The organism is Phytohabitans houttuyneae, assembly GCF_011764425.1.
Lineage (GTDB): Bacteria > Actinomycetota > Actinomycetes > Mycobacteriales > Micromonosporaceae > Phytohabitans > Phytohabitans houttuyneae.
Genome location: NZ_BLPF01000001.1, coordinates 2426348 through 2449435, shown reverse-complemented (window position 1 = coordinate 2449435; position 23088 = coordinate 2426348). Strand labels below are relative to the sequence as shown.

General features: G+C 72.4%; 14 protein-coding genes. All 14 read left to right on the top strand.

The window, feature by feature from the left end:
* Positions 1 to 109 precede the first annotated feature (109 nt).
* The 14 genes from Phou_RS10720 (at position 110) to Phou_RS10655 (ending at position 23084) form a co-directional block, all read left to right on the top strand.
* The gene (locus Phou_RS10720) at positions 110 to 646 is read left to right on the top strand and encodes a hypothetical protein (RefSeq protein ID WP_173055842.1); all 537 of its coding nucleotides are present in this window, start codon (positions 110 to 112) and stop codon (positions 644 to 646) included.
* Between the two features lie 386 nt (positions 647 to 1032).
* Positions 1033 to 1758, top strand: a complete 726-nt coding sequence (locus Phou_RS10715; protein WP_173055839.1) for a hypothetical protein — start codon at positions 1033 to 1035, stop codon at positions 1756 to 1758.
* 15 nt (positions 1759 to 1773) lie between these two features.
* Positions 1774 to 2715 carry a GIY-YIG nuclease family protein gene (locus tag Phou_RS10710; RefSeq protein WP_173055837.1) on the top strand — a complete coding sequence of 314 codons (942 nt, stop codon included), beginning with the start codon at positions 1774 to 1776 and terminating at the stop codon, positions 2713 to 2715.
* A 99-nt stretch (positions 2716 to 2814) separates the two neighbouring features.
* Entirely contained in the window at positions 2815 to 4182 is a 1368-nt protein-coding gene (locus tag Phou_RS10705) for a glycoside hydrolase family 30 protein (protein WP_173055835.1), read from the top strand.
* Positions 4183 to 4676: 494 nt separating this feature from the next.
* Positions 4677 to 5297, top strand: coding sequence for a class I SAM-dependent methyltransferase (locus tag Phou_RS10700; protein WP_173055833.1), 621 nt, complete (start codon positions 4677 to 4679; stop codon positions 5295 to 5297).
* 15 nt (positions 5298 to 5312) lie between these two features.
* Positions 5313 to 6725, top strand: a complete 1413-nt coding sequence (locus tag Phou_RS10695) for a condensation domain-containing protein (protein ID WP_173055831.1) — start codon at positions 5313 to 5315, stop codon at positions 6723 to 6725.
* Positions 6722 to 8563, top strand: coding sequence for an ABC transporter ATP-binding protein (locus Phou_RS10690; protein WP_173055829.1), 1842 nt, complete (start codon positions 6722 to 6724; stop codon positions 8561 to 8563). The genes Phou_RS10695 and Phou_RS10690 overlap by 4 nt, the downstream gene beginning before the upstream one ends.
* Before the next feature lie 150 nt (positions 8564 to 8713).
* Positions 8714 to 10408: an ABC transporter ATP-binding protein gene (locus Phou_RS10685; protein ID WP_173055827.1), complete on the top strand. Its 1695-nt coding sequence runs from the start codon at positions 8714 to 8716 to the stop codon at positions 10406 to 10408.
* Positions 10409 to 10435: 27 nt separating this feature from the next.
* Entirely contained in the window at positions 10436 to 13543 is a 3108-nt protein-coding gene (locus tag Phou_RS10680) for a non-ribosomal peptide synthetase (protein ID WP_173055825.1), read from the top strand.
* Positions 13540 to 14283, top strand: coding sequence for a thioesterase II family protein (locus Phou_RS10675; protein ID WP_173055823.1), 744 nt, complete (start codon positions 13540 to 13542; stop codon positions 14281 to 14283). Before Phou_RS10680 ends, Phou_RS10675 begins: the two co-directional genes overlap by 4 nt.
* Positions 14280 to 16262 carry a condensation domain-containing protein gene (locus tag Phou_RS10670; RefSeq protein WP_173055822.1) on the top strand — a complete coding sequence of 661 codons (1983 nt, stop codon included), beginning with the start codon at positions 14280 to 14282 and terminating at the stop codon, positions 16260 to 16262. Before Phou_RS10675 ends, Phou_RS10670 begins: the two co-directional genes overlap by 4 nt.
* Positions 16208 to 17401: a non-ribosomal peptide synthetase gene (locus Phou_RS54400; RefSeq protein WP_173055820.1), complete on the top strand. Its 1194-nt coding sequence runs from the start codon at positions 16208 to 16210 to the stop codon at positions 17399 to 17401. The genes Phou_RS10670 and Phou_RS54400 overlap by 55 nt, the downstream gene beginning before the upstream one ends.
* On the top strand, positions 17398 to 20013 hold the full coding sequence (locus Phou_RS10660; RefSeq protein WP_173055818.1) for a type I polyketide synthase: 2616 nt from the start codon (positions 17398 to 17400) through the stop codon (positions 20011 to 20013). The genes Phou_RS54400 and Phou_RS10660 overlap by 4 nt, the downstream gene beginning before the upstream one ends.
* On the top strand, positions 19962 to 23084 hold the full coding sequence (locus Phou_RS10655) for an SDR family NAD(P)-dependent oxidoreductase (protein WP_173055816.1): 3123 nt from the start codon (positions 19962 to 19964) through the stop codon (positions 23082 to 23084). Before Phou_RS10660 ends, Phou_RS10655 begins: the two co-directional genes overlap by 52 nt.
* Positions 23085 to 23088 lie beyond the last annotated feature (4 nt).

Genomic DNA, 23088 nt, shown 5'->3' with positions numbered 1-23088 from the left:
AGAATGGTAGGCGTTTTCAGCAAGGAGTCGGCACTCTCTGCTCACGCTTGCCTACGCTACGTAACGACCGACCGCGATGCAGGTTACGGCCAGTGGGGTGAGCACCGCGATGGGGCGGATCGTAAAGCAGGTCTCCGAGGGGACCACCAAGTACTACTGGTACCCGGGTGAGAAGAAGGAGTGGATCCGCGCCGCCGTGGCGCTCGGCATCGGGCTGGCCGCGTTCGGCTTGCTGATGCTCTTCACCCGAAACGTCCTTCTGGCGGTCGTCATGGGCACCTCCGTGACCGCCCTCGTCGCCGGCCTCAACTTCGGCCGCCGTGACGCTCGTGCGCTGGCCGGCATGCCCGACCTGGGCGACAAGGCCGCGCGGCGCGCGATGGCGGGGCAGGCGGGCAAGGCGGTGTGGCGGGCGTTCGCGCACGGGCTGGGCGGCGCCGCGGCGGCCGTGCTGATCCTGAACCTCCCGCACAGCGGCGTCATCGCCGACTGGGTGCTGCCGGTCGTGCCCGCGGTGGTGGGTGCGCTGGCCCACCAGGCCGGCATGCTCTACGAGCAGCTGACCGCCTCCGGCTCGACCGCCGGCCCGGCCGCGACGCCGGCCAAGACCGAGCCCGAGCCGGCACTCCAGGGCGCCGCCAAGTAGCCATCGGGCACGCGCCGCTGCCGCTCGCGGTGGCCTTTCTCGCCAATCGTGGGATCGACTCTCCGCGATTCAACGCGCTCTCGCCGGCCCGATTGTCGGGGCTCATTGGCGGCGATGTCCGTTAAGTTCCGTATCGCGACAGGCGAATGTCGTCGTGAAAGTTTTCACGTCCTATGCGTGGGGTGCTGCTACCATCTGCGGTTGTCGCGGTGCCTGGGGACCTCTGTAAACCAGTTTTTGTCTTTCACCATGAAACAAAGGCGAGAACATATCGTGTTTAGAGTTCGAATTGGGGCACATCGTGCAATGGCGGAGTAAAACGCGCGGCTTGTGAGCGCCGGAGGAAGACGCCGTCATGACCTCAACCCCCACCTCGAGGAGATGATGTGACCATCCCTCCTGACTCGAAGGCGACGCCGTCCCTGTCCGCCGCGCTGGTCACGCAAACGGTCTACGGCTGCAAGCTCGACAAGGCGGCAATCGACAAGCTGGTCGCCGTCGCAGCCGACGGCATCGCGACCCCACGGGTCGAATACGCCACGAGTAGTGGCGGAACCCACCTGCGCTCCGACTCGCTCGAAGGGCTGCGCCAAGCCGCGGACGTGTGCCTGCATCCGGCAGAACCACGGCGCTTGGACACCCTTGACCTCCGGATCGGCGGCGGCAGCCGGCAGGTTCAGATCCGCATCGGCGAGCAGGCCGCATCCGTGACCGTGGAGGACAACGAAGCCGCCTGGGCGATCGGACGAGCCGAGCAGCTCCGCAAGCTCCTCATCCGCGCGGACGGACACTCGCGGCTCAGACGCCTGGACGCCGGTCGGGCCGCACTTGGCGCCGGCGCTTTCGCCGCCGTCGCGATCGTCGTCCTCATTGGAACCGGCAGGCTCGATGCCACAAACAACGTACTCATGCTCGCGGGTCTGTCGGTCGCTCTTGTCACGGCGGTGGGATTCCTCGCCGGCCGCTGGCAGGCGAGGCGTAGCCATACACTCATCTGGGTCGCCGGTCCTCGCCCGCGCCGCGGGTGGACCAGCTGGAACATCAACGAGCGCATGGCCGTCCTCACCCTGTTGCTCGGCCTTGGCAGCCTCTGCCTCACCCTTCTGCGCTGACGACGGGTGGCGGGCATGAGCGCGGCTCCGCGTGCGGTCATAGGCAGGCTGCCTGGCGAGCCCGGCGTTTATCGGTTCCGTGACAGTCGCGGGCGCGCGCTCTACGTCGGTCGTGCGGTCGACCTGCGGCGCCGGGTGGCTTCGTACTGGACAGATCTGGGAGATCGGCGCCACCTGGCCCGGATGGTGCCGCAGATCGCCGGTGTGGAGGCCGTCGAGTGCGACTCGGCACACGAGGCGGCATGGCTGGAGCGAAATCTGCTGGAGCGGTCGAAGCCACGGTGGAACAGGGTCCGCGGCGGCGCGGAGGTGCCGGTCTACATCCGCCTGGATCGCCGGCCCGGTGTCGCGCGGCTGGCCGTGGTACACGGGACGGGCCACGCGGGCGACGTGTTCGGTCCGTACCTGGGCGGGACCAAGGCGCGGCTGGCGGTGTCCGCGCTGGATCGGGTGCTGTCACTGGGGTACACCGAGGATCGGCTGAGTGGCTCCCAGCGGGACATGGCCCGGGTGCGCGGTGTCGCGGTGGCCGACCGGGAGGCGCTGCTGGCCACCGTCGCCGCGGTGTTGCGGCGGCAACCAGACGCGGTCCAGACGGTGCGCCAGGGCCTCACCATGCAGCGGGACCGAGCCGCGGCCGGCCTCGCCTTCGAGCTCGCGGCCCGGATCCAGCAAGAGATCGAGGCGATCGACTGGATCGTCGCCGAGCAGAAGGTGACCGTGTCGTACCCGGTCGCCGATCCCAGCGACAGCTGCGACGTGTACGGCTGGTCCGACGGCCTGCTGATCCGCTTTGAGGTGCGGCGCGGTCGCCTGTGCACCTGGACCCAGCGTCCCTGCTCGCCCGACCTGGCGGGGCGGTATCTGGAGCAGACACCGGCGAGCTGGCGCCCTTTCGCCGCTCGCGGTGCCGCGCTCGCGCGACGGCTGGCGGATGCGCAATCTACCGACCACTGACGATGCGCTGTCCCGTAAATCTGTGGCACAGAGCCGGATTCCGCCACCGCGCCGGTTAGCCTTGCGTGACGCGCGGCGCAGGACGGAGCGGAAGCAGCGATGGCCGACAGCACCGTGTTCATAAACGTTGACCAGTCAGTCAGGCACCAGGCCATCGACGGCTTCGGGTTCTGTGAAGCCTTCCAGCGCGCCACCATCATGCGCGGTTCGCGGGGCCTGCCGCCGGCGAAGCAGCGCGAGGTTCTGGACCTGCTGCTGAGTACCACTCATGGTGCGGGGTTTTCGATCCTCAGGCTCGGGATCGGCTCCTCGGGCGATGAGGTGTACGACCACATGCGGTCGATCGCCCCCATCTCGCCGGGCGGACCGGAAGCCCCGATGAAGTACGAGTGGGACGCCGACGACTCGGGCCAGCTCTGGCTCGCCCAAAGAGCCGCGGAGTACGGCGTACGGCAGTACTACGCATGCGCCTGGAGCGCCCCCGGATACATGATGAGCAACGGAAAGGACACCGGAGGCGGGTTTCTCAACGGTCTACCCGGGACGCCGCAGGGCCAGCCGGACTGGCGCGCCAGGTATGCGGAGTACCTGCTCGAGTACGTGAGGTGTTACCGCAGGGAGGGTATCGAGATCACCCACCTCGGCTTCACCAACGAGCCGGACCTGTTTCTCGTCAAGCGACCGGACGAAATCCACTACGCCGCGATGCGGATGGACTACGCCCAGGTCGTCGACTTCGTGAAGGTGCTCGGGCGCGCGGTCGAGCGGTCAGACCTGCCGGTCTCCATCGTCTGCTGCGACGCGATGTCGTGGGCACAGCAGGCGCGCTACACCGCGGCCATCGAGGCCGACCCCGAGGCCGCCGCGCGGGTGGCGGTCCACGCTGGACACAACTACGCCGAGCCGGCCCGGTCGAGACTGCCGACCGCGCGAAAGACCTGGATGTCGGAATGGGAACCGGACGTGGGCGGCAACACCTGGATCCCCGGTTGGGACACCGGAAACCGCTCGGACGGCATCCAGCTCGCCAACGACATCCACGACGCCCTCACCGCCGCCAACGTCAGCGGGTACATCTACTGGCTCGGCGCCTCCGTCGGCGGCACCCGCGCACTCATCCAACTCGACGGCGCGCGGTACCACGTGTCGAAGCGGCTGTGGGCGATGGCCGGGTACAGCCGGTTCATCCGTCCAGAAGCCGTCCGCGTGGAGGCCACGGCGGACGACTCCACGGTCAAGGTGTCCGCCTTCGTCAACCCGGCAGGACCGGTCGTCGTCAACCTCATCAACGGTGGAGCCGAGCGGCCGGCGAGGTTCGGAAGCCTGGGGCGGCACGCGACTGAGGGCGTCACGGCCTATGTGACCGACGAGGCACGGTCGATGGCACCCGTGTCGGTTGACTGGTCGGACGGCGGCCCGGCGGTCCTGCTGCCAGCGCGCTCGCTGACCACCCTCGTCCTCGCATGACGACGACACACGCGCGAGTAGTCAATGTGGACTTCCGCGGCCTGCGGGACGGTGAAGAGCCGCTCACCTGGGGTCAACGCGGTAGGTGGGACGGGATGGCCCGCAACCGGCAGGCCTGGAACCTCGCGTTCGTCGTCGGCCTGTCGGACCCTCAGGGCCGGTGTCGCGTCCACGCTCGAGGCGATCGAGCAGCTGCTGACCCGGCACGAGGACCGGACTGGATGTGGCCAGAGAACGCGTCAACGCCGAACGAGGCGGCGAGATCAACCCGCTGTGCTGCTTCAACGCCATGGACAAGTCGTTGACGAACCGGACGCGCTGGACGGTCGGTCCGGGAGGGAGATCTCCACGAGGCTGGACGCGTCGAAGCTGGCCGCCGTGTCACCCCCAACCCTGACCCGCGCGGCTCGCTGTCCCGAGTTCATGGGACGATCAACCGATCGCTCAGATCCCATACGGTCGCCATAACGACGGGGGAGCCGGGGGAGAGCGTGATGCGGACGTACCTCAACCAGAAGGACGAAGAGGTCCACCTGCCGGACGAGGTCGCCGAGCTCACCCGCGAGCACGCGTCAGAGGTGGCCGACGCGGGGGAGCTGCTCACCCTCGCCTCCGCCCTCGCGCTGTGCCCGGCCACGGCCGGCACCATCGTCGTCGAGATCGGGACCTACCGCGGGGGCACGGCCTGTTTCATCGGGCGGACCCTGCGCGTGCTCGGCCGGCCGTTGCCGGTACTCAGCATCGACGCCTTCGACCTTCTCAGCGTGGAGGCCAACAACGTCCAGGGTGACTACGCGGAATACCACAACAACGTGCGGAAGTACGGGTTGGAAGGTCAGTGCATGGTGCTGACCGGGCTGTCACACTCCACAGTCGACCTTGTCCCGGACCGGATCGGCGTTCTCGTCGTCGACGGCAGCCACTCCTACGAGACCGTCCGCGGTGACATCCACGACTACGCGCCAAAGGTGGTTCCCGGGGGAGTCGTCTTCCTCGACGACTACAGCCCCACGTTTCCCGGAGTCGTCCGGGCCGTCGACGAGTTCTTCGGTGACAGCGATGAGTTCGAGATCCTTCACAAGACAAGGAACGTGCTGGCCCGACGGGTGGGCTGACGACGGAGGCGCACCGTGGATGGCCACATAGACGTCCCGTTCACCGCCGAACACGGCGGCACGGGTCCACTTACCTGGGGTCAGCGCGGCATGTGGGACGCCATGGGCCGCAACCCCACCAGCCAGACCACGATCGCGCAGATCCTGCCGCTGCCGGCAAGCGCCGCGCGCACGCCGGACGCGGTGGCACAGGCGCTCGCCCGTACCGTTGCCCGGCATCAGGCCCTGCGCACGCGGCTCGTCAGCACCGGCGCCGGCCCGCGCCAGGTGGCCGCGCAGACCGGTGAGATCGCGCTGCGGGTGTACGAGACCGAACGGGACCGGCTCCAGCACGACACCCAGCGGATCTGGTACGAGATCGCCACCCAGCCCACGCCGCGCGAAGACGTCGTGCCACTTGAGGCGTGCCTGGTGATGGTCGACGGCGCCGTCCAGCGGATCGTGTTCGGGTTCAACCACCTGACGCTGGACTGGCACGCCAGCCAGATCGTCCTGAACGACGTGCGGTCGCTGCTCACCGCCGGCACGTTCGCGACCGACGCGGCCATGCAGCCGCTGGACGTCGCTCGGTGGGAGCAGGAGTCCGGCAGGTCGCGCACCGACCGGGCGGTCCGGTACTGGCGCGAACAGTGCGCGCGGATCCCACTGACCATGCTCAGCGCACCGGCCGGCCCCGGCCGTACGCCCCGCTCGCAGGAAGCGACGTTCACCTCGCCGGCGCTGAACGCGGCCGCCCGCCGCCTCGCGGCCCACCACCGCCTCACCACGTCCACCGTGCTACTCGTCGCGACGGCCACGATGCTGGGCGCCTGGACCGGACACAAGGTCAGCGCCCTCACCGTGATCGTCCACAACCGCTTCCGTGCCGCGTACCGGCACGTGGTCAGCAACCTGCAGCAGGGCGGGCTGCTCACGCTGGACCTGGACGGCGAGGTCGACTTCGACGAGCTGCTCACCCGCGGCGGCGCCGGCGCGCTGGCCACCTACCGGCACGCCTACTACGAGCAGGCCGCCGTCGACCGGGTCCTCACCGAGGCGCGCGAGGCGCGTGGCGGCGAGGTCCTGCCGTACTGCTGCTTCAACGACGTGAGCACCAGCGAGGAGGGCGTGCCGCGCCTGGCGGCGGAGGACCCCGACCGGGACGCCGTCATGGCCATGCGGCCGCAGACCCGCCTGCACTGGCTGCCCGAGCCGTCCCAGGTGCGCTGCAGGTTCTGCCTGCGGCTGCGCGGCAGCGGCGCCAGCCGGATGATCTCACTCAACGGCGACTCCGTGTACCTGCCGCCGCACCACCTCGAGGCGTTCCTGTACGGGCTCGAACACCTCGTCGTGACGGCGGCTTTCGAACCGGTGTCCCTCGCACAGGTACGGGAGCAGTGCCAGCAGGCGCGCACGGACACGGCGGACTTCGCCGGAGTGGGCGGGTGACCGGCGGCCGCGTGCGCTCCGGGCTCCGGTCGTGGGTGTTCGCACGGCGTGCGGACTGGTCGGCAAGGGCGTCGCTGCTGCGGCTGCTCGTCGCCGAGGGACGGTGGCTCGTCTCGGTGGTGGCCGCCACCCGCGTCGTCACGGCGCTGCTGCCCACGCTCGCTGCGGCGAGCGCCGCGTACGTGGTGCGCACGCTCGGCCAGCCGGCCGGCGCGATCCACCTGCTTGTCGCGGCGTGCGGCGTCGGCGGCGTGGTGGTGCTCACGCAGACCGTGTACGCGCTCGGCGGCACCGTCGACTACCTGGTGATCCGCCGGGTGGACGGCGCGGTGCGCCGCCGGGTCCGGGTCGTCGCACTCGGCCCGCCGGGGATCGGACACCTCGAGTCACCCAGATTCCAGGACGACGCGTGCCGGGCCACCGACGACGGGCGGGGCCTGGGCCGGTCCGGTTCACCGGGTGCCGCCGCGATCGGCCAGCTGGCGTTGATGTCCCGGTCGGCCGGCGCGGTGATCGCAGCCGTCGCGCTGGCTGCCATCGCGGTCGTCCCGGCGGTGCTGCTGCTGGCGGTCGCGGTCGTGGTCGGCGCCCGGATCCGTCGGCAGTGGATGTCCCTCGCCTCGGCCAAGGACGCCGCGGCCGCCGACCGGCGCCGCGTCGGCTACTGGACCGGGCTTGCCGAAGAAAAGGCGGCCAAGGAGGTCCTGCTCTTCGGCCTCGGACCGTGGATACACGGCCGCTGGCGGGTGTGGAGCGCGCGGAGCAACACACCGCAGTGGCGCGTGGCCACCCGGGTGGTCCGGCAGCAGTGGACCTCCGCGGTGCTGGTCGTGGCGGCGGCCGCCGTGGCGTGGGGAGTGCTCGGCTCGGGCAGCTTCACCACGGCCGAGATCGCCATGGGGCTCCTCCTCATCTGGGGCATCTTCACGCTGACCGAGCACGGCGAGGAGATGTTCGACGTCGAGTACGGCACCCGCGCCGCCCAGGCGCTGGCGCGGCTCGAGTCGGGATCGGGCGGTGCGGCCACCGCCGAGCGGTCCGCGCGGCCGCCGGCGACCGCGCCGACCATCCGGTTCGAGTCGGTGAGCTTCAGCTATCCCGGCGATCCGGATCGACCCGTGCTCAAGGACCTCACGCTCACGCTGCACGCCGGCGAGACCGTCGCCCTCGTGGGGCGCAACGGCACCGGCAAGACCACGCTCGTCAGGCTGCTCGCCGGCTTGTACCAGCCGACCGCGGGCCGGATCACCGTCGACGGTGTCGACCTGGCCGAACTCGACCTGGCCGCCTGGCGGAGCTCGGTTGCGGCGGTGTTCCAGGAGCACGTCCGGTACCCGGCGTCGGCCGGCGACAACGTCGCCCTCGCGGCGCCCGAGGCGCTCGCCGACCGCGAAGGCGTCGTCGCCGCCCTCCGGAAGGCCGGCGCGGACGAGGCCCTGCCGGCCGGCCTGGACGGCTCGCTGTGGCGGGAGGGGAGCGCAGGCACAGACCTGTCGGGCGGCCAGTGGCAGCGCATCGCCGTCGCCCGGGCCCTCTTCGCCGTGGCGCACGGAAGGCGGGTGCTGGTGCTGGACGAACCGACCGCCAACCTCGACGTCCGCGCCGAGGCGACCTTCCACGAAAGCATCGTGTCCGCTGTGGACGGTGCGACCGTGCTGCTCATCTCGCACCGGCTTTCGACAGTGCGCCCGGCTGACCGCATCGTCCTGCTGCGCGACGGCCGGATCGTCGAGCAGGGCGGCCACAGGGAGCTCATGGCGCGAGACAGCGAGTACCGGCGGCTCTACCTCCTGCAGGCGCGTCGCTTCGAGGAGGCGGGTACCCATCAGACGAGTTAGCGCGAGCGACCTGTGGTGGTTCGCCCGCCACGCGGTGGCCGTCACGTACCGGGCGGACCGGACCGCGACCCTCTCGCTGGCCGGCCTGGCCCTGGTCCAGGGGGTGTCGCCGCGGGCGTCGGCGCCAGCCAACGGTGGCTTGTCGACGCGGTGGCCGCCGACCGGGGCGCGGGGATCGCGCTGGCGGTCGCGGTCGGTGCGCTGGCCCACGGTGCGGTGCTGGTCATGTTTCGTGCCCAGAACACGCTGCGCGTCTACCTCGGCGAGCGGGTGGACACCGCGCTCAGCGGCGAGATCCTCACCACGGCTGCCGGCATCCCCACCATCGCGCACCTGGAGCACCCGGAGTACCTGGACCGGCTGGACCAGCTGCGGCGGGGCAGCTGGGCGCTGGCGACGGCGCTCTGGTCGATGGCCGCCGCCCTCGCCACGGCGGTCAGCCTCGTGCTGAGCGGAGTGCTGCTGGGCGAGATCTACCCGGCTCTTGCCGCGCTCTGCGTCCTCGCCGTCTTCCCGCTCCTGGGCAGCCACCGCGCGAGCAGGTACCGGCAGGCGGCCCGCGACGCCTCGGCGCAACAGGTACGGCAGGAGCGGCGCCTGCACGAGCTGTGCGTCGGCGCCGAGCACGCCGAGGAACTGCGCATCAGTGACTCCGCCCGGGAGCTTGACGGGCGGGCCGCACGGCTGTGGCGGGAGGTCACCCGCCGCCAGGCGCTGGCGCAGCTGCGCGGCTCGGTCTGGGAGCTCGGCGGCTGGCTGTGTTTCGTCGCCGGGCAGGTCGGCGCGGTGTGGCTTGTCACGCAGCAGGTACGCGCCGGTCGCGCGACGCCTGGCGACGTGCTGCTGGTGATCTCCCTCGCCACCCAGCTGCAGTGGCAGATCTGGGCCGTCGTCTGGAACAGCCGGCGGGTCGCCGACGCCGGCCACATCGTCGGCCACTTCATGTGGCTGCGCAGGTACGCCCGCGCACAGCGCTCCCCCCAGCGCCGGCCGGTGCCGCAGCGGCTGCAGCGCGGGATCACTCTGGACGGCGTGTCGTTCCGGTACCCCGGTGCCGAAGCACCCGCGCTGCGTGACATCCACCTCGAGCTGCCGGCCGGCAAGACCGTGGCGCTTGTGGGTGTCAACGGCTCCGGAAAGACGACGCTGGTGAAGCTGCTCGCCGGAATGTACGAGCCGACCGCCGGTGCCGTGCGGATCGACGGGCGCCCGCTTGCCGAGTACACGCTGGACTCGTGGCGGGCGAGGATGTCCGGGATATTCCAGGACTACGCGCAGTTTCACCTGCTGGCCCGGGAAACGGTGGGCGTCGGTGACGTCGCGCGGCTCCGTGAGCGGTCGGCCGTCGCCCGTGCGGTGTCCGGTGCCGATGCCGGTGGGGTGGTCGCGAGCCTGCCCGCGGGGCTGGACACGCAGCTCGGCCCCACCTTCGACGGCGTCGACGTGTCGCTCGGGCAGTGGCAGAAGCTGGCGCTGGCCCGTGCCCTCATGCGGGAACGCCCACTGCTGATGGTGCTGGACGAGCCGAGCGCGGCGCTCGACGCCAAGGCGGAGCACGACCTTTACGAGTCCTTCGGCCGCCGGCCCGACGCCGGCAGCGGCGGCGTCACGCTCCTGGTTTCGCACCGCTTCTCGACCGTGCGGATGGCGGATCTGATCGTCGTGCTGGACGGCGGCCGCCTGGTCGAAAAGGGCAGCCACGAGGCGTTGATGGCAAGCGGTGGCGTCTACGCGGACCTGTACCGGCTCCAGGCGAACGCGTACGCTGACCGGCCAACGACCGCCGGGGCCGCGGGCACAGTCCCGAGAACGGGTGACGGGCTGACGCCAGCTCACAATGGTTAGCTCGTCACGATGGCCCATGATGTCGAATTGCCTGATCGCACTGCCCTGACGGCGAAGGAGCAGGCGCAATGGATCCTGCATCGGCTGGTGCCCGATCGCGGCGTCTGCAACATCCAGCTCGCGTTCCGGGTGGAGCGTGCCGTCCGATGGTGGCCATTGCAGGAGGCGCTCAACCACCTCCTGCGCCGGCACCCCGCGCTGCGCGCGGTCGTGGCCACGGACGCGGCTGTGCCGTCGAAGCGGTTTCTGCCTGAAGACGAGGACATGCCGTTTCAGCTCGTCCCGGCCACCGAGGAGAGCCTTGACGAGCAGCTCACCGCGATCGTGGAGCGACCGTTCGAAATGGACGGTTCGCCGCTGGCGCGCGCGTACCTGTTGACGCTCCCCTCGGCCAGCGTGGTCTGCATCGTCGTGCACCACATGGTGGCCGACCACTTCACGCTCAAGGTGCTGCTGGACGAGCTTCCTTCCCTCTACGACAGCTACGCGGCCGACGACGAGCCGCCCCCGCGCCTCGCCGGCACCGCACCGGTGTACCTGGAGCCGGTCGAGGACCGCGCGGCCGTCGAGTACTGGCTGCACCACCTCGACGGCGTCGACCCCGCGCGCCTCGTGCTCGCCGGCGCCCGCCCCCTTCGCGGCCGGCCGACGTTCGCGGGAGACCGGACGGAGTGGCGACTGTCGAAGGCGGCGTTCGCGGCGCTCACGCTGATGCAGGAGCGGCTGCGGGCCACCCAGAACACGGTGCTGCTGGCGGCGTACTACCTGCTGCTGGCCCGCCACGGTGCCGGACCGGACCTCGTGGTGGGAGTGCCGGTAAACGGGCGGTTCGGGGTGGCGCCGGAGGTGGCGGGCTTTCACGCCAACACGTTGCCGGTGCGGGTGACGCTCGACGACACCGTGCCGGTCAAGGAGCTGGTCGGTCAGGTCGTACGGGCACTGCTCAGCGGCATGGAGTACGCCGGTGCCTCGTTCGAGGCGATCCAGAGCAGCCTCACCGTCCGGTCCGACGACTGGCGGGTGCCGCTGTTCCGGCACATGTTCAACTACCGCGGGCACGCGACCCTCGAAGCCTCGCCACGCGCGATCGACAGGTCGATGGCCGGCGCGCCACTGACCCATGTGGACATTCACGTGCCGATCAGCCGGCTCGACCTCGAATGGATCCTCTGGCCGTCGAGCACGAACGTCGGCATCACCGCCACCTTCAGCACCGAGGTGCACGACCGGGAGTTCGTCGAGCTGCTGCTGCGGCGGTACGAGGGAACGATCGTCGAGATGGCCCGCGACGTCGAAGCGCCCGTCGGGGAGATCCTCGCGTGGAGCGACGCCGACCGCGCGCTGTCGCGCGAGCACAACGCCACCGAACGGGAGTGGCCGGCTCGCAGCCTGCTGGAGCAGATCCGCGACTGGTCCTCCCGCGAGCCGGAGGCGGTCGCCATCCGGTGTGGAGGGCAGGACACCACGTACCGGGAGCTTGTCGCCGCCGCCGACACGGTGCGGCAGGACCTCGCGGGGCGCGGGATCGGCGGCGGTGACGTCGTCGCGTTGCACGCCACGCGCGGGCCCGGGCTCGTCGCGGCGGTCCTGGGGATCTGGCTGGCGGGCGCGACGTACCTTCCGCTCGACCCCGCGCAGCCCGCCGCCCGCCTCGCCGGGCAGCTCGACGATGCCGGCGTGCGGCTGGTCCTGGCGGACGAGCCGCCGCCCGCCTCCTGCCTCGCCGGGCGGGAGTGGATGCGGCTGCCCGGGGCGGACGGCGACCGGCCCGCGAGCGGGGAGGCCGCCGCCGACTGGCCCGCACCGGATCCGGACGGGATCGCGTACCTCATCTACACCTCCGGTTCGACGGGCAAGCCCAAGGGCGTCGAGGTGGCCCACCGCGGCCTTGCCAACGTCGTCCTCGACTTCGTCGACCGGCTGTCACTCGGGCCGGGCCAGCGGACGCTGTGGCTCACCACCTTCTCGTTCGACATCTCGGCGCTGGAGCTGTTGATGCCGCTGGTGAGCGGCGGCACGCTCGTCGTCGCGCCGGACGCCGACCGCGTCGTCGCCGACCGCCTGCTCGACCTCGTCGCCACCGAGCGGGTCGACGTCGTACAGGCCACCCCCACGACGTGGCGCCACGTGAGCGGCGACCTGCGCGGCCGGCTGGCCGGGCGCACCGTCCTGAGTGGAGGCGAGCCGCTGCACGCCGCACTGGCCGAGCGGCTCCTGGCCGACGGCTGCCGGCTGTTCAATGTGTACGGACCGACGGAGACCACGATCTGGTCCACCGCCGTGGAGCTGACGTCCCCGGTACCGGAGTCCGTGCCGGTGGGCCGTCCGATCGCCAACACCAGCGTGCACGTCCTGACCCCGGACGGCCGGCCGGTGCCGCCCGGCGTGCCGGGCGAGCTGTGCATCGGTGGCGCCGGCCTGGCCCGCGGCTATCGCGACCAGGTCGAGCTGACCGCGGAGCGGTTCCCGACCTCGCCGCGGCTCGGGCGCTACTACCGCACCGGTGACCGGGTCCGGCTGACCGCGGACGGGCTGGAGTTTCTCGGGCGGCTGGACCGCCAGGTGAAGGTCCGCGGCCACCGGATCGAACTCACCGAGGTGGAGTCGGCCATCGAGCGCCACCCGGGCGTCGGCGCGGCGGCCGTCATCGCCGAACCCGACAGCGCCGGCCACCTGAGGCTCGTCGCCGCGGTGCAGGTCGAGGAGGGCGGCGGTCCGCCGGCGGCCGAGCGGCTGCGCGAGCACCTCGCCGGCCTGCTCCCCGACGCGGCGGTGCCCAGCCGGTACGTGTTCCTCGACGCGCTGCCCCTGACCGGCAACGGGAAGGTCGACTACCCCGCGCTGGCGACGCGGGTACGGGCCGAGCACGGGCCGGCCGTGACACCCGACGACCCGGTGCTGCGCCGCCTCGTGGAGCTGTGGCGCGAGGTCCTCGGCGTCGACCAGCTCGGCCCGGACGCCGACTTCTTCCTGCACGGCGGCCACTCGCTTCTCGCGGTCGCGCTGGCCGCCCGGGTCGGCGAGGAGTTCGCGCAGGACGTGGGCTTCGAGCTGGTGTTCGAGGCGTCCACTCCGGTACAGATGCACGCCCTGCTCCACACGCGCGTACGGGCCGCGGACGGCGTGGCCCGATGAGCGTCCGCGACTGGTACGTGGGGATCGGCGAGGACGCCGAGGCGCGGGTCGTGATCTTTCCACACGCCGGAGCCGGCTACACCCGCTTCGCCGGCTTCGCCAACGAGGTTGGGTCCGACATCGGCGTGTGGGCCGCCAACCTGCCGGGGCGCCAGGCGCGGATCGCCGAGCCGCCGCCGAGGGACCTCACCACGCTCGTGCGCACCCTCACCGACGAGATCGCCGAGCTGACCCGCCGCCCGTACGCGCTGTTCGGCTACTGCGGCGGCGCCGTGCTGGCGTTCCTCGTCGCCAGGTCGCTGCACGAGCGCGGCGCCCCCGCTCCGCGGGCGCTGATCGTGGCCTCGGCCGAGGCACCCGACATCGCCTGGCGTCCGCGTGGACTCGCCGGCCTGCCCAGCGGCCAGCTGTGGGCCCGGCTGCTGGAAGACGGCGGCGTCCCGTCCGACCTGGCCGTCGATCCGAGCGTCCGGAGCCTGATCGAGCCCGCCGTACGCGCAGACTTCGCGGCACTCGCGGGCTACCGGCACACCGCCGGGCCGCCGCTGCCCTGCCCGGTGGTCGTCTGCTTCGGCGAGGACGACCCGACACCGCGCGGCGCGTGGCTCGGCTGGCGGCGGCAGACCGACCACGGCGTACGGCTGGTCCAACTCCCCGGCGGGCACTGGCTCCTCGACGACGCGTGCGGCGGCCTCGCGTCGGTCGTCCGCAGCGCACTGACCGTGGGGGAGCGGGTATGACGGCACCCGCGGCACGACTTGCCGAGCCCGAGGCGCGGGGGTTGACCGCCGCCGAAGAGGCGCTGTGGCTGCTGCAACAGCTCGCGCCCGACCGGGGTGTCACAAACGTGGCCATGGCTGTGGAGGCGGCGGTGCAGCTGCGCTGGTGGCCGCTGAACGCCACGTTCGAGTGGCTCGTCGACCGCCACCCGGCCCTGCGGTGCAGGTTTTCCACTGTGGACGGACGGCCGGTGAGGACGCTCGTACCCGCCGACGAGCTGGACGTCAGCGTCGACGTCATCGACGGTACGGACCGGCTGGAGGAGCGCCTGCGCGAGTACGCCGGCCGCCCGTTCGACCTGACCAGCGGCCGGCCGGTGCGCCTCGGCTGGTTTCGCGGCGGCGCCGGCCGTGACGTGTTCTGCCTCGTCGCCCACCACGTCGTCATCGACGCCCTGAGCCTGCGCGTGCTCCTGGCCGAGTTCAACGCCAGCTACCCCGCCTTCGCCGACGCGGGCGAGCCGCCGCCGCTGCCCGAGCCGGCGCGGGCCGCGCGGGTCACGCCCAGCGCTGACTCGCTGCGCTACTGGCGCGCCGACCTGGCCGGCATCGACCCGGCGGGCACCCGGCTCGACCCGGCCCGCGAGCCCGCCCAGCCCGCCACGTTCGCCGCCGACGAGGTCGAATGGGTCTACCCGCTCACGCTCTCCGCCCAGGTGGCGGACCTGCGCGCCCGCTCCCGCAGCACCGACGCCGCGGTGCTGCTCGCCGGGTACCTTGTCGCGCTCCACTCCGTGGGCATGTCCGACGACGCGCTGGTCGGCGTCATGGCCAGCACGCGCAGCGCGGCGCGGGCGAGCAGCGTCGGCTACCACGTGGCGACCCTGCCGCTGCGGATCAAGATTGACCCCGACCGCCCGTTCGTCGAGCTCGCCTCCACCGTCGCGGCCCGGCTGATCGCCGGCATGGAGCACGCCGACGTGCCGTTCGAGGCGCTCGCCAGCGAACTCGTCCAGGGCCGGGAGGATCCGCTCTGGTGGCGGGCGGGGCTGTTCCGGCACCTGTTCAACTACCGCGTCGCGGCGGAGCCGCAACGCTCGCCGTCCGGGCGCCGCGAGGTGCGCGACATACACACCGGGCTGTGCCGGTTTGACATCGAGCTGACTCTGGAGCAGCTCGACGGTGCGTTCCGCGCACGCCTGCTCTACAGCACCGAGGTGCACGAGCGCACGTTCGCCGCGGCGCTGCTGGAACGCGTGGAGTCGGTGATCGCCCAGGCACACGCGGCGCCGGCACTGCCGCTGCGCGACCTCGATGTGCGGACCAGGGCGGAAATCGACCTCCTCGAGCGGGTCAACCGGACGCAGATGCGGTGGGCCGGGCCGCAGACGGTGCCCGAGCTGGTGGAAACGGCCGGCCGGGACACGCCGGACGCGGTCGCGCTGGTCGACGGGGACCGCCAGGTGGCGTACCGCGAGCTGTGCCAGGCGGCGCAGGGCGTCCGGCAGGCACTGGACCGGCTCGGTGTGCGCGCCGGGGACGTGGTCGCGCTCGCCGGCCGGCGCGCACCGGAGCTGGCGGCGGCCGCGCTCGGCGTGTGGTGGGCCGGTGCGGCGTACCTCCCGCTCGATCCGGAGCACCCGCCCAGCCGCCTGCGCGAGCAGCTCGCCGACGCGGGGGTGGGCGTGGTGCTCGACGGGCAGCTGCTGCCGGAGGGCTGCCTCGACGGTTTGGACGCGACGGCGGTACCGGTGCAATGGACGACAGCGGCGCAGGAGGGCGCCGCGGCGCCCGCGCCCTCGGACCCGGACGCCCTGGCCTACCTGATCTACACGTCGGGGTCGACCGGCCGTCCCAAGGGAGTCCGGATAACCCACCGCAACCTGGCCAACGTCGTCCGCCACTTCACCGCGTGGCTGCCGGCGGGGCCGGAAACGACGATGCTGTGGCTGACGACGTCGCCTTCGACATCTCGGCGCTGGAGCTGTGGCTTCCCCTGAGCGCCGGCGGGCGCGTGGTCGTGGGGCCGGACGAGGTACGCGTGCTGCCGGAGCGGCTGGCCACCCTCGTGGAGCGGGAAAACGTGACGGTCGTGCAGGCGACGCCCACCACGTGGCGGCTCGGACTGGCGGCGGGCAGCGGCTGGCTGGCCGGCCGGACAGCGCTCTGCGGCGGCGAGCCGATGCCGCCCTCGCTGGCCCGCCAGCTACGCGCGGCCGGCTGCCGGGCGTCCAATGTGTACGGTCCGACCGAGACCACGATCTGGTCCACCGCCGCGCCGCTCGACACCGAGGACCCCGATCGGCTCACGGTGGGCCAGCCCATCGCCAACACCCGGGCGTACGTCCTCAACGCCTGGGGAACACCCTGCCCGACCGGCGTGACCGGCGAGCTGTGCCTGGCCGGGACGGGCGTCGCGGCCGGCTACCACGACCGCCCCGAGCTGACCGCCGAGCGGTTCCGCGACGATCCGGCGCTGGGCCGGTACTACCGCACCGGCGACCTGGCCCGGCTGCTGCCGGACGGCCGCATCGAGCTGCTCGGCCGCCGCGACCGCCAGGTGAAGCTGCGCGGCCACCGCATCGAGCTCGGCGAGGTGGAGCAGGTCCTGTCCGCCCACGACGAGGTGGCGGCGGCCGCGGTGATCCTGCGGACCGGGCCGGACGGGGACGGCCAGCTGGCGGCCTACGTGGTGGCCGAGGACCGGCCCGGCCTGGTGGACGACGTGTGGGCCTTCGCCCGCTCGCGGCTGCCCGGGTACAGCCTGCCGGCCCGCGTGATGGTGCTGGAACGGCTGCCGGAGACCGCGAACGGCAAGGTCGACCTGCTCGCCCTCGCCGGCTATGACGCGCCGGTGGCCGGCTCCGCCGCCGCGCCGGGCGAGGTCCGGGATCCGCTGGAGCGGCGCCTCGTCGACGCGTGGTCGGCCGCCCTCGGCGAGCCGGACCTCGACGCACAGGCCAACTTCTTCCTGTACGGCGGCTCCTCACTGCTGGCGGCACAGACGGCGGAAGAAATCAGCGCCTGGAGCGACGTACCGGTCTCGCTGGGGATGATGCTCGCGGCGCCCACACCGGCGGCGCTTGCCGCACTGATCCGGCGCGACCGCGCAGCGGCGCCCGAAGCGGGTGGCGGATGAGCGACGTCGCCGATCCGCAGGTGATGCGTGCGGCCCTGAGCGAAGTGATCCAGGAGACGACCGGGATCGCCATCGCACCGGACGTCAACTTCTTCGAGGGCGGTATCAGCTCCGCCGATCTCGTCCGGGTACACCGGGCGCTGGTCGCCCGGCTGGGCCGGGACATCCCGCTGCTGGCCCTGTTCCGGTACCCAAACGTCCGCGCGTTCGCCGGTCACCTCGCCACCGCGGCGACCGCCGGACCGCCGCCGGCGCCCGGTCTGGACCGCGGGCGCCGGACAGTCCCGGAAGGAGCTGCGGGCACGGATCCGAGAGGGGAACAGGTGACGGCGCCAACGCAGAGCAGTCTCGAACCGATCGCCATCGTGGGCCTGGCCGGGCGCTTTCCGGGCGCTCGCGACCTCAGCCAGTTCTGGCAGAACCTCGTGGCGGGCAAAGAGTCGATCACCTTCCTGAGCGCCGACGAGCTGCGCCGCGCCGGCGTACCGCAAGCCCACATCGACAATCCGGACTACGTGCCCGTCGCGCCCGTCATGCCCGAGGCGGACCGCTTCGACGCGAGCCTGTTCGGCATGACCGACCGGGAGGCCGAGATCTGCGATCCGCAGATCCGGGTCTTCCTGGAGATGTGTCACAGCGCCCTGGAAAACGCCGGGTACGACCCGTTCGCGATGGCGGACAGCGTCGGCGTGTTCGGCGCGACCGGCCCCAACTCGTACCTCGACTTCTACCTGCGCCGCCGTCCCGACCTGGTGGGCCGCGCGGGCATGCTGCTGCAGACCCTCAACCAGATCGACTACCTGTCCACGCTCGTCGCGTACAAGCTCGACCTGCGCGGGCCGGCGTTGACCGCCCTCACCGCCTGCTCCAGCACGCTCGTCACCGTGCACCTCGCCTGCCAGGCGCTGCGCGCCGGTGAGTGCGACGCCGCGCTGGCCGGTGGCGCGGTGGTGGACCTGGGCCGGGGGCACCTGTGGACTCCGGGCAACGTGCTGACCTCCGACGGGCACTGCCGGCCGTTCGACGCGGAGGCGACCGGCACGATCTTCGGCAGCGGCGCCGGCGCGGTCGTCCTCAAGCGACTCGACGACGCGCTCGGCGCGGGCGACAACATCGCGGCGGTCATCCTCGGCAGCGCGGTCAACAACGACGGCGCGGAGAAGGTGAGCTTCAGCGCGCCGAGCCTCACCGGACAGGCCAACGCGGTCATGGAGGCGATGCTGCTGGCCGACGTCGCCCCGGACGAGGTCGGCTACGTCGAGGCGCACGCGACCGGCACCGCGCTCGGCGACCCGGTCGAGGTGGCCGCGCTCGCCGACGCGTACCGGCGGCTCGCCGACGGGGCGCCGATGGCCACGACCGTGCTGGGCTCGGTGAAGTCGAACATCGGCCACATGGGCGCGGTGGCGGGTATCGCCGGCCTGATCAAGACCGTGCTGATGCTGCAGCGGGAAGCCATCCCGCCGACCGTGAACCTGGCCACGCCGAACCCGGTACTCGAACTGGAGAAGACGCCGTTCGAGCTCAGCACCGACCTGCGTCCGTGGCCGAGGGATCCGTCACGCCGCCGGGTGGCCGGCGTGACCTCGCTGGGCATCGGCGGCACGAACGCACACCTCCTGCTCACCGAAGGTCCGCCGCCGCTGTACGAGCCACCGGACGGCCGCCCCCGCGTGGTGGCGTGGTCGGCCGGCGACGAGGCCGGCGAGCGGCGCCTGCGGGCCGATCTGGCCGGATACTTCTCCGCTTCCGGCGCAGAGGTCTTCGGCGATGCCACCGCGACCCTGCTGCACGGCCGTACCGCTCACCGGGTGCGGGCGGCGGTGGTCGCCGACTCAGCCGCCTCGGCGGCTGCCGCACTCCGCGACGGCTCGCTCGTCATGGTCGACACCGCGGTGGACGAGCCCGCTGTCGCGTACCTGCTGCCTGGCCAGGGGACTCAGCGCGCCGGGATGGCGCGCGGCATCTACGGCACGGTCCGCAGCTTCAGCGTGGCGATGGACGAGTGCATCGAGCTCTTCGAGGACCACGGTGTGCCGCTGTACCGCCGCTGGGCCGGCAGCGAGTCGGGCGACGAGAGCCTGGCCGATCCCATGGTGGCGCAGCCGGCGCTGTTCGCGATCGGATACGCCCTCGCGACGATGTGGCGCAAGCTCGGCGCGGCGCCAACCGCGGTGCTCGGGCACAGCCTGGGAGAGCTGACGGCGGCGGCCGTCGCCGGGGTCTTCACGCTGCCCGACGCGGTGCGCCTCGTCGTCGCGCGCGCGGTGGCCATGGCCGAGCACCCGGTGCCGGGCAGCATGCTCGTCGTCGCCGCGGGCGAGGACGACGTCAGCGACCTCGTCGCCGAGCCGCTGGCGCTGTCCGCGTCGAACGGCACCCGCCAGGTCTGCGTGTCCGGACCCACCGAGCAGCTTGAGGAACTCGCCGTCCGCCTGCAGTCGCGGAAGATCATCAGCAAGGTCCTGCGGCACGCCGCGGCTTTCCACCACCCGGGTGGGGCCCCGCCGCGGACGCCTGGTCGGAAGCCTTCCAGGATGTCCTGGCCAGCCCGCCACAGGTGCCGTTCTACTCGGCCTACGCCGGGCGGCTCGCCGATCCGGACGAGGTGACCCGCACCGAGTTCTGGACCGGCCAGCTGACCCGGCCGGTCCGGTTCGAGGCGGGCCTGTCGGCGCTGCTGCTCCAGCATCGCGACGCCGTGCTGCTGGAGGTCGGCTCGGGCACGACGCTGACCGGTCTGGCCCGGCATAGTCCGCACGCCAGCAGTGCCAGGACCGTTGCCACGCTGGGCGACGGGCCCGGCGACCGGGCCGACGTGCTCACCGCCGCCGCCCGGCTGTGGCTGTCGGGATGCCCGGTGAACTGGTCCCACGCGGAGATGCCGCCGCCGGCGGTGCGGGTCCCGCTGCCCGGCTATCCGTACGCCCGCGACCGGCACTGGGCCGACCTGCCGGTCGAGACCGCGCCGGTTCAGGCCGGCGACGTGGCGCCCGCTCGGGTCGAGGCCGTGCCCGCGCCGGTCGAGGCACCGGCGGCGCCGGTGAGCACCGTGCGGTGGGTGGAGGGAGAGCGCACCGGCGACACGTCCGGGCGGTCCGGCGAGCGTGCGCTGGTGATCCTCCCCGCCGCTCCGCCCGCCGCGATCGACGTGCTGCTGGCGGTACGCCGGGCGGGCCTGCAACCTGTCGCGGTGCGCCCCGGTGACGGGTACGCCGAAGGTGGTGACGGCTTCCGCGTGCGGCCGGGAGAGCAGGCGGACCTGGAGTCGGTCCTGGCCCGCCTCGCCGACGCGGGCCGCGTGCCGGACGTGCTGGTGCACGCCGCCACGTACGGCGCCGAACCGGACGAGCCACTCGACGCCCAGCTCAAGCACGGGTTCTACAGCCTCATGGCGCTGAGCCGGCTGGTCGTGACCTCCAACCAGTGGACCGTCCAGCCGCGGCTGGTGCTGCTCACCAGCCACTCGGTCGACGTGTCCGGCGGCGAGCGGGTCATGCCCGCCAGGGTGGCGCTGCACGGGCTGTTCCGCACGGTCGCCGCCGAGTCGCCGCGGACGGCGTGCACGGCGATCGACGCGACCGGACGGGTACCGGTGTCGGAGCTGGCATCGGAGATCGCCTTCGGCACGACGGCGCCGGTGGTCGCGTTGCGGGGCAACCGCCGATGGCTCCCCACGGAGCTGCCGCTGCCGCTGCCCCCGGCGACCGGCCGCGCGCTGCGCGAGCGCGGCGTCTATCTGATCGCCGGAGGTACCGGAGGGCTCGGCCTCGAGGTGGCCAGAGGACTGGCGGCCACCGGCCTGCAGCCGCGCCTCGCCCTGCTCGGGCGCCGCGGCAACGACGGCGTCGACGAGGCGGAGCTGGCCGCACTTGCCGACTGTGGCGCGCAGGTGCGGGTCTACCCGTGCGACGTGACGGACCTCGAAGGCCTGCGCCAGACCGTCGAAGACGTCACCAGCCGGTTCGGCCCCGTGGCGGGTGTGTTCCATCTCGCCGGGGTGCCGGGCGAACGCATGCTGGCGTTCCGCGAGCCGGCGGACGCGAAAGCCGTCCTCGCCCCCAAGACGGCGGGTACCGCCAACCTGGCCGCTGTCTTCGCGGACCGGCCCGCGCCCGACTTCACCGTCTACTTCTCCAGCCGGGCAGCGGTCGAAGGGCTCGTCGGCGGCGCCGACTACGCCGCCGCGAACGCCTTTCTGGACGGCGTCGCCGTCGAGGGGGCCGCCAGCGGTGCCCTCAGCATCGGCTGGCCGGTCTGGCGCGACGCCGGCATGGCGGCCACCGGTGACGTCGACATCGCCACCTTGCACCGCGCGGTCCGGCAGCTGGACTCGGGTCAGGCCGCGGCGCCGGAGGCCGGCCCCGCCGTGGTGGTCAAGCGCGAGATGGGATCCGCGACGGACTGGGTGCTGGACGAGCACCGCGTCGGCCGGATGCCGTTGCTGCCGGCGACCGCCTACATCGACCTGGCCGTCACCGCGTACCGCGAGCAGGTCGTGCGCGGTGCGGCCCCGATCGAGCTTTCGGACATGGTGTTTCACACGCCGCTGCTGGACCGGGCTCCCCGGACGCTGCGGATCACCTTCGGGCCGGTCGACGGGCGGCACGACCTGCGCATGGAGTCCCGGCCCGCCGGCGACGGCGGGGCCTGGACGGTGCACGCGACAGGTCGGATACGGGCGGTCGAAGGCACGCCGGAACGGGTGGACCTGGCATCGCTGCGGCGGCGGTTTACGGCCGCCGGCGCTCCAGGTGGCCGCCCGCGGGGGCAGACCAAGAGCCGGCTGCTCAAGCTGAGCCCGCGGTGGGACAACATCGCCGACCTGCTCGCGCTGCCCGACGAGCGGCTGCTGTGCATCGAGCTGCCGGCGCCGTACCGGGACGAGGTCGCCGGGCACAGCCTGCATCCGGCGTTGCTGGACACGGCGACCGCGGCCGGCGTGCGTACTCCGGAGCAAGCGTCGTCGGTGCCGTTCCACTACCAGCGGCTCGTCGTGTACGGCTCGCTGCCGGCGCGCTTCCACGCCCATGCCCGTCGCGACACGGCCGCCCCGGCCGAGACGCCGTCCGGCGACATCGACCTGATCGACGACGACGGCACGGTACTCGCCACCATCACCGGCTTCACGATGATCATGGTTGACGAGCAGCGGCTGACGGCGTCCGCGAAGGCCGCGTCGGCGCCGTCGCACGCCACGCAGCCCGCGGCGGCACCGGCCCGGGACGGGCTGCCCTCCGACACCGGCGTCGACATCATGTTCCGGCTGCTCGACGCCGGCGTGACAGGGCACGTGCTGGTCCGCCCGTTCGTGTCCGGCGCACCCGCACCGCTCGCGTCCGTACCCGCGCCGGGGGTGCGCGAGCCGGCGCTCCCGCCGCGCGAGCCGGTGCCCCCGGCACGCGAGTCGGCGCCCGCTGCGCAAATCGCGCCGGTCGCACCGGCACCCGTCGCGGAAGGACTTGAGGGCCGCCTGCTCGCGCTCTGGCAGCAGGCCCTCGGCGCGACCGACATCCGACCCGACCAGGACTTCTTCGAATCCGGCGGCAACTCGCTGAGTGCGATCGAGCTGATGGCGCTGATCCGCGAGGAGTTCGGCGCAGACCTGCGGGTGGGCCTGCTCCTGGAGTCCCGCACGTTCGGCGACCTCTGTGCCGCGCTCCGGGACCGGGGGCTGGAGTGATCGC